Raw genomic sequence first — 15,990 nt, 5'->3', positions numbered from 1 at the left:
ACTAGCCACCTTTATCTTCGTCTCATTATCAGGTAAATCAAATGAAAATCTATTTGTATCTACAGTAATACTTTGGCTTTTTATGTGGGCTTTGGTTTCTACTATTTCAATATCGACATATACATCGTCGTACCACATATTACCACCTAGTTTTTTCATTGCCTCGGTAAGCGGGATTTCAACATAGCATAAATTGCTGGTTATTGTTTTAACAATTGGGTCTTTGGTTAGCAAATGGGGGTCGCCCAGCCACTCTTTGTCATATACCCGCAACTTTACGGTGTGTCCTACAAGCCCTGTGGAGCCTATCGTGGCTCTTATGGTGTTGCCATAATCACTGTTTGTAATTTTATTTCCTTTATCGTCTGTAAAATAAATATACGTTATTTTTTTAGGTACAACTGCTGCTGGTGCTGCTGGTGCTGCTGGTTTAGGTGCTGGTTTAGGTGTTGCGACTTTTGCAGGGACTACAATTTTTGGGGCTTCGGCTTTTATTTTTTGTTTGGGTTCTTGTACTGGTTTTGGCTCTATGCCTTTTAGTTTTTCTTCGATGACCCTTTTCTTTTCTTCTACATATTCTGGTGCATATATGTTGATGTTGCCACTCGTGTTTATCACCTGAGGCGCATAGACCATAAAATAATACTCGTGCGTTTTGCCTTCTTTGGCGTTGTGGGTTACCGCTATACTTCTGTAGGCGTTTTGAATCACAAACCGCACTTCGGCTACGCCTTTTTCGCCTACAAACGCAAACTGCTCCATCACCTTGTTGTAGCGGTTTTCGTCACTATGTCCTGCACCTATAGCGTCGTCTTCCCAGAGCTCTACATGCACGAGTTCTCCCACCATACCTGTGGTGTGTACCACAACATTTACTACTTTACCATAATGGTATTTCTCGCCCTTAGGTATGACTTTACCATCAATATCCTCAGGGACTACTTTAACGATTTCTCGTTTTTCTTCTGGTCCCTGTGGTTTCTCCTCGGCTTTGGCTTGTGTTTGGTTGTCATTAAAATCTGCAAATACGGGGTTGGCTTGGTTTTGTGCCACAGTATCGCTTTCTTTTGCTTGTTGCTGGCTGCCTTCGCCTGTTTGACCGTGGTTTTTTATGGTGATACAATCAGGACCGCCTATAGGACAGGTGGCTTTGCTGTCTTCTAGTAATATTTTACCTTGATTAGATAGTGTTACTTTGTCATAAAAATCACTCCACTGGGTGATTACCGCTTGACACGGCAAGAAATCGCCACTGCCATTGGGTTGCATTTTGCATTTACCAAACGTGTTTTTATCGAGCGTTTGCCCTATATCTTTATCTGTAGCAATCAGTTTTTCTTTACCTTCTTTGTCGTTAGCATAATGCATACTTTGCGTGTTTACTTTCAAGACATCGGTCTTGGGCTCAACGCTAAATTTACACTGGCAGGTGCCTCCTTGTACTACGATATGTTTTTCAGCCATGCTTTTTTATGAATTAACAATTAAAAAAAATAGAATTATCGAACCTTCGAATCCCCGAATAAATAAACTATTTTCATTCTACTTCTGTTGGGTATAGGAGTTGGTCGCCATTAAAACGCTCATATTGATCTACAATTTCATTCATACGTTTTGCAACATCATTCAGAATGAAATCAAAAACTTCCTCATCCTCTAAATCAAAAGGTTTTAAATAATCAAAAACAATTTTAAGGTCTCTCTCCTTATCAGAAACAACAATTTCAGTGCCACCTAATGCAGGAAATACTACTTCATAGTGTTTGTCTGCCATATTTTTATGAATTACGAATTAAAAATCACTAAATAACTATTCCTTCAAATCATTGCCACTTTAACCCGAACACTTCGTGGTGTTTGTAAGTCAATGCTTGCTCGCAAATATATAGAAACTATGTTAGATGTTTTTATATCGAGTATTATTTTTTGTTCAAATTTTGCATCAATTTTTTGCGACAAAGTACCATCGTACTTAGTCTCTCCAACGGCTTGTTCTAAAGCTTCTCTTGTTCTAGTATCGTTTGAAATACCGTTCCTATTGATGGTAATGTGTTTTGAGTCTGGCATAAAATCGCCAATAGTTTGTTCTGTATCAAATGCAATTGGGACTACGTGATTTAATAATGCAAATTTAACAGTTTCTTTTATAGGTTGCTGGTGGTTATAATATCTATATGTGTTACTAAAAATAGTACCAAGTAGCCAATTGTCTTGAAACATTTTTTTAAAACGCTCCTCATAGCACAACTTTTTTTCAGCTTCTTGCAACAAATCAGAAACTAGTTTACCTTTATTGTATTCAAGGATTTCTTGCTTTGCAGTAGCAAATCGTTTCTTAATGGCTTTGTCATAAATAAGTTCTTGCCACTTCCCATTTTCTTGAACTAAAACCTGAAGCGGATACACAATATTGCCTAATTTCTCTTTTATTTCTTCTGTATCATTAGGCGTTACTTCTCCATTAATGAGAGTTGGCGCAATTTTATGTATCAAGTACAAATACCCTTCTTTAAATAATCCTTTTTGTGTAATGCTAATTTCAAAATCGACAACCGTCTTTTTTTCTCCTTCTGTTGATACATATTCTACACTATAATTGCAGGTTCCTTCTTGGGTATGGTGTTGCAAATAAGTGCTTTGATCTAGATGTTCTGCTACTCCTATGGCTTTGTAATGTAGTTGTGGGAATACGTACAATTGTTTCAAATCATAAGGAAAATCATATACAATTAATGCTGAATGTTCACAAAATATATTATGAAAACCCTTTATTTCTTGCTGTGTTTTTTCAAAATATGTAGCCACACTAGCTAGCGTATCTCCTTTTTTTAGAGCATAAATACTGTATTTTTCTTGTTGTAAGGGCATAAATTATCGATGTTAAAAAAAGAGGGTAAGATACACTTTATCTCAAATACTACATTACGGTTTCCTGGTGTATTTTGTTAAATTTTTTTAGTATTTTTTATGATAGTTTAATAAAAAATTTGCTTTGTTTTTAAAATATGGTCTGCTTTTAATTATGTATTTGAAAAGGAAGACATAAAAAAAGGAGCCATTTAAGCTCCTTTTAGTTTTATGATTTAATTCTATTTAAACAGTACCTTAACTCTGGTTTTTCTGCAGTAAAATTAAAAAGCCATTCTACTAATTCTTCTATCTCATAAGGTAGAAGTGTTTTTACTGCTTTTTCGACTTCTTTACAGAACAAAATGGGATCAAAACTTACTCTTTCAAGTATTGATTTTGTGAAATCCATCATCACTTTTGACATAATAAATGGTTTATGATTTGTTTAAGCTAATTTAAACAAAAAATTAATGCGAAATCACAAAATTATATTAAATTAATACTAAATATTTTTATATGCAATCATCATTTCCCTTTTTCCTGGTGGTCCAGCTACTTTTTTAACAGTAAATCCTACTTCTTGCATAGAACGCTTAACGACACCTCGAGCTGCATAAGTTACAAGTATTCCTTTGCTTTTTAGCGAATTATACATTTTTTGAAAAATTGCTGTACTCCATAATTCGGGCTGTACTCTGAATCCAAAAGCGTCAAAATAAATTAAGTCAAATTGATTTTCATCACTAATTTCTTGAAAAAATTGTTTACGTTTCGTTAAACAAAAATTAGAGTCAATTAGTATCTTTTGTTCCCAATGGCATTCGTGCATTAATCTATATTTGGTTTCAAATGGGATGGCGTCCAGTGCCTTCAAATAATTCATTGCAAATGCTTCTTCAATCTCAACTGGATAGGCTTCTACTCCAGTATAATCAATATTCAAATTATTTTTATTTGCTTCCAAAAAAGTAATAAAAGCATTTAAGCCAGTACCGAAACCAATTTCTAAAATAGAAACGGACTTGTCTTCTATTAAAGAAAGTCCGTTTTTTATAAATACATGATATGCTTCCTGAATGGCTCCGTGCTTGGAATGATAGCATTCGTCCCAATCTGGTAAGTGAATGGTTGTTGAACCATCAGTAGTGGTGATAATTTCGCGTTTCAAACTACTTTTTGATTAAAACTCCATCAGCCACAAACGAATAAATAGTTTTAATATTTACAATTTTGTCAATTTCAGCTTGTGCCATTCCTCCATCTTTAGCATAATGCTTTTGGTCTTCTACTGATTCTTCGCTAACAAATGCTTTTCCATTTACAATTACTTCATTATTTTTTGAATCTTTAGGCATAAAAAAAGCATAATCTTTAAACTTTACAAAAGTCTCTTTTTTGTTACCCAAATCTAATTTCATCCAACAGCCTTTATTCTGGCATACTTCTTTTATAGTCGATTTGAATTTTACATTTATAGTATCCCCTAGTTTTAATGTACTGTACTTAGAAGCCATATCATTTGCAGCAATAGTTTTTTCATCAGATATTTTCGATCCAAATGATTTGTAACCAGCAATTTCACTCGAATTTGCTTGATTTTTATTTGAATTACAGCTCCAAAATGAAACAGTGAGTACCACACAAATGAATAATTTTTTCATTATTTTAGTATTAAAATTTATTTAGTACAAAAATAAAAAAGATTTTCACAACTTTATAGAATTATAGTAAAGAAAAGTAAAAAATAATAACAAAAACGTAATATAAAATGATATGTGTTATTTTTTTATGAAAAATAAAGCAATTGTGAAGAATAAGTAATTAATTTCTAAAGTTAAATCGGGTTTTTTATTAAATTAGCAAAAATTTTTATAATCAAATGGTGTCAGATATTATTAGCGAAATCGATATAGTTAAAGTAGCAACTACAAAAATAAATGAAGTAGATTTTGAAAATCTAGCTTTTGGAAACGTTTTTACAGACCACATGTTGTTGTGTGATTTTAAAGATGGTGCTTGGCAGAAACCAGTGATAAAAAAATACGAACCTTTTTTACTGGATCCATCGGCTAAAGTTTTTCATTATGGACAAGCTATTTTTGAAGGAATGAAAGCTTATAAAGACCAAAACGATGACGTTTGGTTGTATCGCCCTGATGAGAATTTTGTTCGTTTCAACAAATCAGCAGTGAGAATGGCTATGCCAGAAGTTCCTGAAAATATCTTTATGAATGGTTTGAAAGAAATTTTAAAAATTGAAAAAGATTGGATTAAAGAAGGAAAAGGAAATACCTTATATATCCGTCCGTTTATGATTGCTATAGGTACTGGTGTTATTGCGCAACCATCAACTCAATATCGTTTTATGATTATTTTGTCTCCTGCCAAAGCTTATTATTCTGGTGAAGTTAAAGTTTTAATTGCAGAACATTATAGTCGTGCAGCAAATGGAGGAATAGGAGCTGCGAAAGCTGCGGGTAATTATTCAGCACAATTTTATCCAACACAATTGGCTCATGATAAAGGTTTCCAGCAAATTATTTGGACTGACGATGCAACACATACCAAGCTAGAAGAAGCTGGAACAATGAATGTTTTTTTTAGAATAAATGATACTTTGCTTACAGCACCAACCAGTGAGCGAATTCTTGATGGTGTAACTCGTAAAAGTTTAATTGATTTAGCAAAACGAGAAGGCTATAAAGTGGATGTCCGACCTGTTTTAGTAAAGGAGCTTATAAATGGAGCAAAAGATGGTTCACTCAAAGAGATTTTTGGTGCAGGAACAGCGGCTGTTGTTAATCCTATTATTGGATTTTCTTTTCAAGATGTATATTATGAATTGCCTAAACTTGAAAAATCAATGGCATTAGATCTTAAAGAAAAATTGACTAACATTCAACATAAATTAGCTGAGGATACTTTTGATTGGACGGTTAAGATTTAGTTTTTAGTATTCTGCAAAAAAAAAAGAAAGAGAGGTGTTTTTTAATTGAAAACACCTCTCTTTCTTTTAATTTCAAAATACTACTTCAAAATTTCTTCAAAATTTCTTCAAAATTTGGTTTGAAATAGTTTGGTCCTTTCAGAACTTTTCCATCTTCACGATAAATAGGTTTTCCGTTTTCTCCCAATTTACTCATATTACTGCGTTGTATTTCGTTAAAAACCGCTTCAATTTTGTCTTGCAAACCATGTTCTATAATAGTGCCACATAAAATGTAAAGCATATCGCCAAGTGCATCCGCAATTTCAATCAAATCATTATTTTGAACAGCTTCCAGATACTCTTCATTTTCTTCTTTCATTAAATTAAAACGAAGTAAATTTTTATCATTACCTAAATCACCAGTAGGATTTGTATTGATGCCAAGTCCAAAAGCAGAATGGAACTCGTGTACAGATTTAATTTGATTTTGCATAACTTGATTTTAATATAATTTTACTGCAAAGTATCAAAATCAAATTACAAATAGTTATTTTTGTATAAAAAAAATATGTTTAGTAAAGGACAAATTATTTTTGCTGCCTTTTTTGTGGTTTTTTTTATAATTGTTATGATATTTTCATACCGAAAAGATTTAAAAATGCACAAAGTGTATTACAAAGGAAGCTACTGGATACTCGCTTTTTTTATGCTTTTTATTGGAACTTTATTTCTGATTAAAACATTATTGAAAGAATAGTTAAATTATTGATTTTTATATAAATAAAATATCATTTATTTTTATATTTTTGCATAGTCTTCATTTCTTAAAATATGAAAATTGCCAAATATATCTTTCTACTTATCCTACTTTTTGCAATTGCGATGTCTGTTTTTGTTACTACTAAAGATGGAAGCTATAAAGTAGTCAAAAGTAAATTAATTGAAGTTCCAAAATCAACAGCTATCTCCTATATGGCAGACTCTAAAAATTGGGAAACTATTAATCCGTGGAAAGATAATTTGCAAAAAGGAATCATAAAAAAGCAAAACGTTTTTGATAAAGATTCAATTTCTCAATTCCTTTTGTTAGGAGGAAATGAAACAAAAACTACTTGGATTTTTTCAGATTCCTTAAAAAACACTAAAGTTAGTTGGATTACAAATGGGAAAATGAGTTTTACTGATAAACTTTTATCTCTTATAAATCGAGGAGAAAAGAATGCTTTAGATGATGATTTTGAGAAAGGTCTTTTTAATTTAAATCGAGTTTTAACGACTGAAGTCAATACTTATAATATCAAACTTGATGGATTTGTTGAAAGAGATACTGTTTTTTACATTCAAAGACCAGTAACGTGCAAGAAAGAACAACTTCCAAATAAAATAAAAAGTATTCTTCCAAAATTGGAAAAATTGTTATTGGATACCAAAACAAAAACAAATGGATTGCCTTTTATAATTTATCATTCTAGAGATAGTTTGGCAAATACGATTACTTTTTCGGTTGCTGTTCCAACCAAACAGAAAATTCAAATTTCTGCTGAAAGTGATATATATTCTGGACAAACCAATCCGTTTCAAGCTGTAAAAGCAACTTTAACTGGAAATTATAATCATAAGGCAGAAGCTCTGAATCAAATTTTTGTATTTATGTCAAAAAATAAGTTAGAGCAAAGCCCAAAACACAAAGAAATTGAAATTATTTCTAAAAATAGCACTACAAATAACTCAACTTCAAAATGGGTTACTGAAATTTTAATCCCTGTTCGTCCTATAAAACCTGTATTTAAAAAGAAACCTAAAGTTATTGCAAAAGATTCTACGGTAGTTGAAGAAGAACCAATAATGGAATAATCTATTCTTTCTTTAGTAAATAACGAATTACTGTTTCGGCTGCATACAAGCCAAAAAGACCAGGCATATAACTGTTAGTTCCATAAAATGATTTTTTGTAATTGGCTCCATCTGTCATTTTCAGACTCGTTTCATCTTGAATTTCTGAAGAGGAAACTACTTTTAGTTTGTCAATTTTTACCGCTTTCAAACGCTTCCTGATGGTTTTTGCCAACATACAATTTGTAGCATTGGTAATACAAGAAACATGCACTTTAGAAGCTTCCATTTTTCCACCAGCACCCATAGAGGAGATAATTTTGACACGCTTGCGTTTTGCAGCAATAATCAAGTTTAATTTTGGAGTCACGCTATCAATACAATCTAAAATGTAGTTAAAGTCTTCTGTAACTATTTCAAAGGCTCGCTCTGGAGACAAAAACTCTTCGACTTTGGTGAGTTTTAATTCAGGATTAATATCCATTAATCGATCACCAACAACGTTCACTTTTGGCATTCCTACTGTGGAGTGTAATGCGGGCAATTGTCTATTTATATTAGTAATGTCAACTGTATCTCCATCAACAATAGTTAGTTTACCTACACCTGCACGAACTAAAAATTCGGCTGCAAAGGAACCTACGCCACCTAATCCTACAACTAAAACATTTGAATTTTGTAAATTATCTAAACCTTCTTTTTTAAATAAAAGTTCAGCTCTTTCTTGCCATTTTGCCATTTTTTTTCTTTTAAATCTGAAATCAAAAATTAAACACTTGGTTAAAGTTTGATTGAATTTGTTTTTGAATTTCTGAAATTTCAGTGTTTTTATATTTTGCTGCTAATGTATAAACTTCCTCCAAACTTTCTTCGATTGTATCCGTCTCGAGAAAAAACTGATTATTTGGGACTTGTTTGAATACTTGCTCTAATTCTGGATTTCGCAATAAATATTTTCCAAACGATAAATAGAATCCGTTATCTAAAAGAGATTTTGCTACTTGTTCATTTTTAGAAAATCCGTGAATTAGTATGGGAACCTCTATTTGCAGGCGTTTCTTGATTTCTATAACTTCTTGATATGCCGAAACACAGTGCAAAATTAATGGTTTTTTGTATTTTTTTGCCAATTCAATTTGTTTTTCGAAAACTGTAATTTGAGTTTCAAATGAAGTTTCAATTCGTTTGTCTAATCCGCATTCGCCTAGAGCAAGACAATTTTTGAGTTGTAATTTTTCTTCTATAATTTGTAAATCGGATTCTAACCTATCTTCATCAATATACCAAGGATGAATTCCAATGGAATAGAATGGAATTGTATCATCAAATTCTTGTGGATATTGATTTACAATTTCCAAAATACCATCTTGGTTTGACGACTTATGAGTGTGAATATTGTAAAACATTAGTCGTGAAATTTCTTAACACCAGCTTTTATTTCAATTGCCAAATCATTTTCGATAGGCACAATTGGACAAGAATATTTGGGATTGTATGCACAATACGGATTGTAGGATTTATTAAAATCGATACGCACTATATCTTTTTTAGGAATTCTTAAATCAATATACCTTCCGCCTACATAACTTTGGTTTCCACAAGTTAAATCCGTAAATGGTAAGAAAAGATAATCTTTATATTCTTTTTTCTTAGACAAATCAATGTTTTGATATACATTCAATTTAAAATCTTTTCCTTCGATTGAAAAAAATAATTCACCATATTTTTTGTATTCTGGAAGCCTGGAAGTTGTGGTTTCCATTTTGAAAATTTTTTCTCTTTTGGTTCTTACAAAGGTGGCTTCTATAACATATTTTGAATCTATTTCAAAAAAAACTAACCCTTTAAAATGGTCTAAATCTTCTTTATTAAGAGGGCTCGAAGTCGAATCAGCATATTTTTTATTCAATTCGAATTGAAATTCTTGCGAAGTTTCTTCTTTCTTATCCTGAGCATTCGAAAGAAAAAAAGAAAGCAGTAATAGGACTGAAAAATAGTTTTTCATTGAATTTGTTTTTTGCAAAAATAGTTTAAAACTACCAAAGCTACAATGATACAAATTTGTAACTTTGAAAATTATCATTAAATCAATGTTCAAAACAGCTTTTAATCGCTATATCAATAATTTTAGAGGTTTTTCTAGAGAAATTTGGATACTTACTTTTATCACATTTATCAATCGTGCTGGAACGATGGTCTTACCTTTTTTATCCAAATATCTTAAAGAAGATTTGCATTTCTCGTATACTGAAGTCGGTTGGATTATGGTTTTTTTTGGTATTGGTTCGATGGCTGGTTCTTGGCTTGGTGGTAAATTGTCTGACAAGATTGGGTTTTATCGTATTATGATTTTTAGTCTGTTTACAAGCGGATTATTATTTTTTGCCTTGCAATACATCACAAGTTTTATGGGGTTGTGTATAGGAATGATGGTTTTAATGATTATCGCCGATATGTTTCGTCCAGCAATGTTTGTTTCGCTTGCCGCTTATGCTGAACCTGAAAATAGAACCAGAGCACTAACATTAGTGCGATTAGCGATCAATTTGGGTTTTGCAGCTGGACCAGCAATGGGAGGACTCATAATTATGGCTATTGGCTACAAGGGTCTTTTTTGGGTTGATGGAGCGACTTGTATAGTCGCAATCTTAGTATTTGCACTTTTGGTAAAAGAAAAGAAAAAAACACCAGAGCAAAAAGCGATTATAGCTACAGTAACAAGAGAATCTGTTTTTAAAGACAAAGCTTTTTGGATATTTTTAATGATGTGTGTGATTACTGGTGTATTATTTTTCCAGTTGTTTACTACGATTCCATTGTATCACCGAGAGCAATTCGGTCTAAGCGAATTTCAAACGGGACTATTGCTAACCTTAAATGGAGTCCTTATTTTCTTTCTCGAAATGCCAATTGTGGGGTATATAGAACGAAAAAAAATAAACAAAGTTAAGATTATAACTTACGGTTGCTTGGCAATGACAATCAGTTTGTTCTTACTATTGATTAATTTTTGGGTTGGTATTCTTATTGTAATGATGTTGTTTATGACTTTTGGCGAAATGTTTTCGTTTCCGTTTTCTAATTCATTTGCAATGAGTCGTGCACCAAAGGGTCACGAGGGAAGATATATGGCTATTTTTACAATGAGTTTTAGTTTGGCGCATATTATAAGTGCAAAACTCGGAATGGGAATTATTGAACGTTTTGGATATCAAATCAACTGGCTTGTAATGGGAATTCTAGGTTTGATAGGTGTAATTTGTGGTTTTTGGGTTATGAAACTGGTGGCAACTGAAAAACTTAAAAAATAGTTAATTAACAAAAATTATGTTTTTTAAAATTTCAAAAAAATATAATTTTGAGCATTATAATCATTAATCTAATACTTTATTTAATTATGAGAACAAATCTAAAAGAGATTCTTTTTTTTCAAATAGTAATGACAATAATGTCAGTAGGAGCCTTATTTGCTCAAGCCAATAGTTTTTCAAATACTAGTATGGATTCTAGTTCAGTTGTTATGACTTGGAATAAAAATACGCCAGAACAAGAAATGCTTGATGATATCAAAGCATTAAAGCAGAACAATGGTGTCACAATAAAGTATTCCAATTTAAAACGTAACATTAATGGCGAAATTACGGCTATCAAGATAGAATATAAAGATCAAGATGGTAATACTGGAAGTCAGGAATATAATGGTAAAAATGCTATTACACCTATTCTATTTTATAAAAACCGAGATGCAATAGGTTTTGGTCAAGCCAATGATAGTATGGGAATGGCTTTCGGTAATTTTGATTTTAATGATTTGAAGAAATCATTTGGAAACCAAATCCAAATGGATACATTAAGCAGCGAAAACTTTGGGTTTAGTAATGATTTGAGTCCAAAAATGAACAAAAAATCTAAAATTATTATTCAAGAAAATGGAAAAAAACCATTAGTTATTGAAGATGGAGAAGTCATTGAAGGAGGCGAAGGCTATAGCATTGAAGAATTGGATAAAATTAAAAAACAACACCAATTTGAATTGAATGGTAATCAAAAGTTAGATTTTAATTTTGGAAATTCTTCAGATATGAATAATTTGAAAGAGCAAATGGAAAAAATGCAAAGCCAATTATTGCAAATGATGCCAAACTCCGAAAATGATGCCAAGAATTTGAAAGATTTGAAATCTAACAAAGACACAACCAAAGAAGAACTCAAACAAGCCAAAGAAGAAATGCTGAAAGCAAAAAAAGAAATGGAAGAAGCTAGAAAGGAACTTCAAAAAGCAAAATCTGAAATTAAAATGAGAAAAACATAAAACTACTAAAACCACTGTAACGAGTGGTTTTTTTATGCGATTATATTTTAAAACTTAAAAAATAGTTAAATAACTATAAAAACAGTTTGTAAACTAGAAATATAGTTGTAAGTTTGTCTAGTCGATTATGATAATTAAAATATTATGCAAAAGTTAACCAACAAAGAAGAAGAGATTATGCAAATTTTATGGAAGCTTAAAAAGGCTTTTGTAAAAGAAGTTTTAGCCGAAATTGAGCAAGATAAGCCACATTATAATACACTTTCAACCATCATTAGAAACTTGGAAGAGAAAGGCTTTGTATCCTATAATGCTTTTGGAAATACACATCAATATTTTCCGATTGTTCAACTGGAAGAATACAGAAAACGTTTTATGAATACTGCAATTGAAACCTATTTTAATAGTTCTTATAAAAATATGGTGTCCTTTTTTGCAGAAGAAAATAAGATTTCTGCGGACGAATTACGGGAGATTTTAGCAATTATTGAAAAAAAATAAAGCGATGGAAACTATTTTTATTTATGTGTTAAAATCAAGTGCTTTAATTGCTGTTTTCTATTTGTCCTATTATTTTTTGATCCAAAAAGAAACGTTTTTCAATAGCAACAGATGGTTTTTATTATCTGGTTTGTTTACTTCGGTATTATTGCCTTTGTTTTTTATTAAGAAAATAGTTTTTATTGAAAAAACACCTATTGTTTTTAATAAACTGGACTCTATTATTCCAAATATAAGCAGAGAAGTTAAACCAATAGAGAGTAGCTTTGATTGGATTGAAGCTATAAATTTTGGCTATTTCGTTATAGCAATAGTTTTGTTAGGTAGTATAATAGTGAATGTGTTTTCATTATTCAAACTATTGTATAACAAAAAAGTAGAAATAAAAAAACCGTTTGCTTTGGTTGACATTAATGAAAATATCAGTCCGTTTTCATTTTTTAGATACATCGTTTTTAATTCCAAATTGTATTCAAAAATTGAATTAGAAAGCATATTAAATCACGAAAAAGTACACAGCCTAGAGAAACATTCCATTGATGTTATTATTGTTAAAGTTTTCTGTGCTGTTTTTTGGTTCAATCCGTTTGTATGGTTATACAAAAAAGCCATTCTGCAAAACCTAGAATACATTGCCGACCAAAAGGCAATTCAAAATACTGAAGATAAAAAAGCGTATCAAATGACGCTTTTAAAAGTAGTTACTGATCAAAACTGCTTGTCGATTACCAATAATTTTTATCAATCATTAATCAAAAAACGAATTGTTATGTTAAACAAAAATCAATCAAAACAGAGAAATGTATGGAAGTATGCCCTCATAATTCCTGCATTAGTAGCATTTGTAATTTTCTTTCAAGTAAAAGTTATTGCGCAAGAAAAAACTCGAAAACTCGAAAACGCTCAAAATTATAGCCATGATGTCTCACAAGTGATAGTGTGTAGTAAGAGTACAGATGAAGAGTTAAAAAACGATGTAGAAAGATTAAAAACCCATTCAAATATTGATTTGAAATTTTCAAAAGTAAAAAGAAACAAAAAAGGAGAAATTACAGCAATTACTGTAAATTTTAATGATAATAACGGTTCCAAAGGCACTCATAAAATTGATGGTGACACTCCAATAGATTCGTTTAAATTTTCTGCAAAAAAATCTCGTTCTGGCAAATATGAAGCAAGGTTTTATGATACAATTGATTCCTCAGATTTTAGAGATACCATTGATGAATATACAATTGTTGAAAAAGCAAAAGCTAATGGTTTGGTAGATTTACAAGATTTACCAATGCTTCCTGCTCCACCAACTCCACCAACTCCTCCAGATATGAGTAATATGCCAGCACCACCAACTCCTCCAAACTTTCCAACACATCCAAATGTAAAAACACCAACAAATCCAAACGATAAAAAAGGGTGGCAAAAATTTGAAGCTGATATGGAGAAGTTTGCTAAAGATTGGGAAAATAGTCCAGATATGAAAAAGTTTGAAGCCGAAATGAAAGCCTATGAATCCAAAATGGAAGAATGGGAGCCTGATATGACGGCTTTTGAAAAAGAAATGGAAAAATTTGAAGCCAAAATGGAAGCCTATCAAGATAAAATGGAAGCCTATCAGGAAAGTGTTGGAGATGAAAATCAAGATCGGCAAGAAGCTATTAGAGATCGAATGAATGCCAAGCGAGATGAAATGAATGCCAAGCGAGATGCTATTAATGCAAAACGTGATGAAATGAAAGCTAAGAGAAATAATAGATAAATACCTGTTTTTTGTATACTTAAAGTGAATTTGAAATTTTCAAATTCACTTTTTTTATTTATGTATATTAGCAAAAACATTAGTAATGAACTTTCTAGCTCATATTTATCTTTCAGGAAACAACGATTTAATAAAAATTGGTAATTTTATGGCCGATGGAATTCGTGGCAACGATTATTTGAGTTTTCCAGATGAGGTTAAAAAAGGGATTTTATTGCATCGACATATTGATACTTTTACTGACGCACATCCTATTTATCGAAAAAGTAAGCACCGACTTCATAAAAAATATGGACATTATTCAGGTGTTATAATGGACATTTTATACGATCATTTTTTGGCAAAAAACTGGAAAAATTATTCTGATGAAAAACTAAATGATTATGTCGATAATTTCTATAAATCATTAGTCGATAATTATGTTGTTCTTACCGAAAAAACCAAAACAATGATGCCTTATATGATGGATCAAAACTGGTTAACTAGTTATGAAACTATTGCTGGAATCGAAAAAATATTGTTTCAAATGGATTACCGAACCAAACACAGAGCCAATATGCAAGAAGCTATTGTTGAACTTCAAGATTTTTATCAAGAATTTGAAATTGAATTTGTGGCTTTCTTTCAAGAATTAATCAAGTACTGCCAAGATTTGATAAACAATTTATAAAAGAAAGGTTTATTTAAAAAAAAAACTAAAAAAAACCATTTCAAAAATTAATCTGAAATGGTTTTTTAAAATTTGTTTGAATATTAGAAGCAATACTCGTTTTCAGCAACTAATTTGCTTGTAATTGTTTCTCTCAAACCAACTACATTTGGCATATTTACATATTTTGTAAAACGGCGTAATCCCATAAGCATCATACGTTGTTCGTCTCCTTCAGCAAATGAAATAATGCTTTCTTTACCTTTTTGAGCTACTATATCAACGGCGTGGTACAAGTATAATTTTGCCATTGCAATTTGTTCTACTGCTTTGTCTTCGCCTTTAGATTTTGCTAATTTTTCAGTACGCAAAATTGTACTTTCTGCCATATAAATCTCAATTAGCATATCGGCAGCAGCCATTAACAACATTTGATGTGCATCTAAATCTGGTCCAAATTTTTGAACAGCACCACCAGCAACCATTAAAAATGCTTTTTTCAAATTTGCAATAATCGATTTTTCTTCAGCAAATAATTCAGAGAAATCTGGAGTTTCAAATGATGGAATACCCATTAACTCTTCTTGTACTTTTGAAGCTGGTCCTAATAAATCAACGTGACCTTTCATTGCTTTTTTAATCAACATTCCAACCGAAAGCATTCTGTTGATTTCGTTCGTACCTTCGTAAATTCGTGCTATTCGAGCATCACGCCAAGCAGCTTCCATTGGAGCATCTTCCGAGAAACCCATTCCTCCAAAAATTTGAATTCCTTCGTCAGCACAATTCTGAACATCTTCAGAAACAGCCACTTTCAATATGGAACATTCTATAGCAAATTCTTCTACACCTTTTAATTCTGACTCTTGATGCGAAGTTCCCTCAGCTTCACGTGCAGCAATTCTGTTTTCTATATCTTTTGCAGCTCTATATGAACCACATTCTCCAGCATAACAACTTGTTGCCATTTCTGCTAATTTAGAACGAATGGCTCCAAAATTTGCGATTGGTGTGTTAAACTGAACTCTTTCATTTGCATATTTTACAGCTCCAGTAATCACTCTTCGTTGCGCATCAAGACAAGCAACTGCCAATTTGATACGACCAACATTTAATGAGTTCATAGCAATTTTAAATCCATTTTGTCTTTCTGAAAGCAT

At 31.6% G+C, this 15,990-nt stretch carries 18 protein-coding genes; 7 read left to right on the top strand and 11 right to left on the bottom strand.

Translation table 11 applies throughout. From position 1 onward, the window contains the following. From RMO70_RS01880 to RMO70_RS01855, 6 genes are all read right to left on the bottom strand, one after another. Positions 1 to 1,464 (bottom strand): DUF4280 domain-containing protein (locus RMO70_RS01880; RefSeq protein WP_310554727.1); only part of this gene is annotated, 1,464 nt, incomplete at its 3' end. 73 nt (positions 1,465 to 1,537) lie between these two features. Beyond that, a complete protein-coding gene (locus tag RMO70_RS01875) occupies positions 1,538 to 1,774 on the bottom strand; it encodes a hypothetical protein (protein WP_310554726.1) in 237 nt (78 codons plus the stop codon). A 44-nt stretch (positions 1,775 to 1,818) separates the two neighbouring features. Further along, positions 1,819 to 2,868: a hypothetical protein gene (locus RMO70_RS01870; RefSeq protein ID WP_310554725.1), complete on the bottom strand. Its 1,050-nt coding sequence runs from the start codon at positions 2,866 to 2,868 to the stop codon at positions 1,819 to 1,821. Between the two features lie 208 nt (positions 2,869 to 3,076). Beyond that, positions 3,077 to 3,274, bottom strand: coding sequence for a hypothetical protein (locus RMO70_RS01865; protein ID WP_310554724.1), 198 nt, complete (start codon positions 3,272 to 3,274; stop codon positions 3,077 to 3,079). Positions 3,275 to 3,352: 78 nt separating this feature from the next. Further along, the gene (gene mnmD / locus RMO70_RS01860) at positions 3,353 to 4,018 is read right to left on the bottom strand and encodes a tRNA (5-methylaminomethyl-2-thiouridine)(34)-methyltransferase MnmD (protein ID WP_310554723.1); all 666 of its coding nucleotides are present in this window, start codon (positions 4,016 to 4,018) and stop codon (positions 3,353 to 3,355) included. Between the two features lies 1 nt (position 4,019). Next, positions 4,020 to 4,511 carry a DUF4920 domain-containing protein gene (locus tag RMO70_RS01855; RefSeq protein ID WP_310554722.1) on the bottom strand — a complete coding sequence of 164 codons (492 nt, stop codon included), beginning with the start codon at positions 4,509 to 4,511 and terminating at the stop codon, positions 4,020 to 4,022. 218 nt (positions 4,512 to 4,729) lie between these two features. Here RMO70_RS01855 and RMO70_RS01850 point away from each other — a divergent pair, with 218 nt between their 5' ends. Then, positions 4,730 to 5,797 carry a branched-chain amino acid aminotransferase gene (locus RMO70_RS01850; protein WP_310554721.1) on the top strand — a complete coding sequence of 356 codons (1,068 nt, stop codon included), beginning with the start codon at positions 4,730 to 4,732 and terminating at the stop codon, positions 5,795 to 5,797. 85 nt (positions 5,798 to 5,882) lie between these two features. Here RMO70_RS01850 and RMO70_RS01845 read toward each other — a convergent pair whose 3' ends face one another. Beyond that, entirely contained in the window at positions 5,883 to 6,272 is a 390-nt protein-coding gene (locus RMO70_RS01845; protein WP_310554720.1) for a nucleoside triphosphate pyrophosphohydrolase family protein, read from the bottom strand. Positions 6,273 to 6,610: 338 nt separating this feature from the next. Between RMO70_RS01845 and RMO70_RS01835 the strand changes: the two genes are divergently transcribed. Continuing rightward, positions 6,611 to 7,633 (top strand): GyrI-like domain-containing protein, encoded by a 1,023-nt coding sequence (locus RMO70_RS01835; protein ID WP_310554718.1) that lies wholly within the window; start codon positions 6,611 to 6,613, stop codon positions 7,631 to 7,633. Position 7,634: 1 nt separating this feature from the next. Here RMO70_RS01835 and RMO70_RS01830 read toward each other — a convergent pair whose 3' ends face one another. The 3 genes from RMO70_RS01830 to RMO70_RS01820 are packed head-to-tail and all read right to left on the bottom strand — an operon-like array spanning position 7,635 to position 9,617. Then, positions 7,635 to 8,351 carry a tRNA threonylcarbamoyladenosine dehydratase gene (locus tag RMO70_RS01830; RefSeq protein ID WP_310554717.1) on the bottom strand — a complete coding sequence of 239 codons (717 nt, stop codon included), beginning with the start codon at positions 8,349 to 8,351 and terminating at the stop codon, positions 7,635 to 7,637. Positions 8,352 to 8,373: 22 nt separating this feature from the next. Next, positions 8,374 to 9,018, bottom strand: coding sequence for a TatD family hydrolase (locus RMO70_RS01825; protein ID WP_310554716.1), 645 nt, complete (start codon positions 9,016 to 9,018; stop codon positions 8,374 to 8,376). Further along, positions 9,018 to 9,617 (bottom strand): DUF1684 domain-containing protein, encoded by a 600-nt coding sequence (locus RMO70_RS01820; RefSeq protein ID WP_310554715.1) that lies wholly within the window; start codon positions 9,615 to 9,617, stop codon positions 9,018 to 9,020. Before RMO70_RS01820 ends, RMO70_RS01825 begins: the two co-directional genes overlap by 1 nt. 85 nt (positions 9,618 to 9,702) lie before the next feature. On the opposite strand from RMO70_RS01820, the gene RMO70_RS01815 reads away from it, so the two are divergent. The 5 genes from RMO70_RS01815 to RMO70_RS01795 all read left to right on the top strand — a co-directional run bounded on the left by RMO70_RS01815 (position 9,703) and on the right by RMO70_RS01795 (position 14,851). Continuing rightward, positions 9,703 to 10,923 (top strand): MFS transporter, encoded by a 1,221-nt coding sequence (locus RMO70_RS01815; protein WP_310554728.1) that lies wholly within the window; start codon positions 9,703 to 9,705, stop codon positions 10,921 to 10,923. 86 nt (positions 10,924 to 11,009) lie between these two features. Beyond that, positions 11,010 to 11,924, top strand: a complete 915-nt coding sequence (locus RMO70_RS01810) for a hypothetical protein (protein WP_310554714.1) — start codon at positions 11,010 to 11,012, stop codon at positions 11,922 to 11,924. Between the two features lie 144 nt (positions 11,925 to 12,068). Then, a complete protein-coding gene (locus tag RMO70_RS01805; RefSeq protein WP_310554713.1) occupies positions 12,069 to 12,425 on the top strand; it encodes a BlaI/MecI/CopY family transcriptional regulator in 357 nt (118 codons plus the stop codon). A gap of 4 nt (positions 12,426 to 12,429) precedes the next feature. Beyond that, positions 12,430 to 14,181: a M56 family metallopeptidase gene (locus tag RMO70_RS01800; RefSeq protein ID WP_310554712.1), complete on the top strand. Its 1,752-nt coding sequence runs from the start codon at positions 12,430 to 12,432 to the stop codon at positions 14,179 to 14,181. An 85-nt stretch (positions 14,182 to 14,266) separates the two neighbouring features. Next, positions 14,267 to 14,851 carry an acyl carrier protein phosphodiesterase gene (locus RMO70_RS01795; protein ID WP_310554711.1) on the top strand — a complete coding sequence of 195 codons (585 nt, stop codon included), beginning with the start codon at positions 14,267 to 14,269 and terminating at the stop codon, positions 14,849 to 14,851. Between the two features lie 83 nt (positions 14,852 to 14,934). On the opposite strand, the gene RMO70_RS01790 is transcribed toward RMO70_RS01795, so the two are convergent. After that, the coding region (locus RMO70_RS01790; protein ID WP_310554710.1) for an acyl-CoA dehydrogenase family protein at positions 14,935 to 15,990 on the bottom strand (1,056 nt) is incomplete at its 5' end.

Origin of the sequence: Flavobacterium sp., from assembly GCF_031422135.1 — a bacterium.
Taxonomy (GTDB): Bacteria; Bacteroidota; Bacteroidia; order Flavobacteriales; family Flavobacteriaceae; genus Flavobacterium.
Note: the sequence above shows the minus strand (reverse complement) of the source record. Positions and strands in the feature narration are given on the sequence as shown.

What these genes read in the sequence shown, in the direction of transcription:
- RMO70_RS01875 (WP_310554726.1), bottom strand. Translation starts at nt 1,774, where the DNA reads ATGGCAGACAAACACTATGAAGTAGTATTTCCTGCATTAGGTGGCACT.
- RMO70_RS01870 (WP_310554725.1), bottom strand. Translation starts at nt 2,868, where the DNA reads ATGCCCTTACAACAAGAAAAATACAGTATTTATGCTCTAAAAAAAGGA.
- RMO70_RS01865 (WP_310554724.1), bottom strand. Translation starts at nt 3,274, where the DNA reads ATGTCAAAAGTGATGATGGATTTCACAAAATCAATACTTGAAAGAGTA.
- RMO70_RS01855 (WP_310554722.1), bottom strand. Translation starts at nt 4,511, where the DNA reads ATGAAAAAATTATTCATTTGTGTGGTACTCACTGTTTCATTTTGGAGC.
- RMO70_RS01850 (WP_310554721.1), top strand. Translation starts at nt 4,730, where the DNA reads ATGGTGTCAGATATTATTAGCGAAATCGATATAGTTAAAGTAGCAACT.
- RMO70_RS01845 (WP_310554720.1), bottom strand. Translation starts at nt 6,272, where the DNA reads ATGCAAAATCAAATTAAATCTGTACACGAGTTCCATTCTGCTTTTGGA.
- RMO70_RS01835 (WP_310554718.1), top strand. Translation starts at nt 6,611, where the DNA reads ATGAAAATTGCCAAATATATCTTTCTACTTATCCTACTTTTTGCAATT.
- RMO70_RS01830 (WP_310554717.1), bottom strand. Translation starts at nt 8,351, where the DNA reads ATGGCAAAATGGCAAGAAAGAGCTGAACTTTTATTTAAAAAAGAAGGT.
- RMO70_RS01825 (WP_310554716.1), bottom strand. Translation starts at nt 9,018, where the DNA reads ATGTTTTACAATATTCACACTCATAAGTCGTCAAACCAAGATGGTATT.
- RMO70_RS01820 (WP_310554715.1), bottom strand. Translation starts at nt 9,617, where the DNA reads ATGAAAAACTATTTTTCAGTCCTATTACTGCTTTCTTTTTTTCTTTCG.
- RMO70_RS01815 (WP_310554728.1), top strand. Translation starts at nt 9,703, where the DNA reads ATGTTCAAAACAGCTTTTAATCGCTATATCAATAATTTTAGAGGTTTT.
- RMO70_RS01810 (WP_310554714.1), top strand. Translation starts at nt 11,010, where the DNA reads ATGAGAACAAATCTAAAAGAGATTCTTTTTTTTCAAATAGTAATGACA.
- RMO70_RS01805 (WP_310554713.1), top strand. Translation starts at nt 12,069, where the DNA reads ATGCAAAAGTTAACCAACAAAGAAGAAGAGATTATGCAAATTTTATGG.
- RMO70_RS01800 (WP_310554712.1), top strand. Translation starts at nt 12,430, where the DNA reads ATGGAAACTATTTTTATTTATGTGTTAAAATCAAGTGCTTTAATTGCT.
- RMO70_RS01795 (WP_310554711.1), top strand. Translation starts at nt 14,267, where the DNA reads ATGAACTTTCTAGCTCATATTTATCTTTCAGGAAACAACGATTTAATA.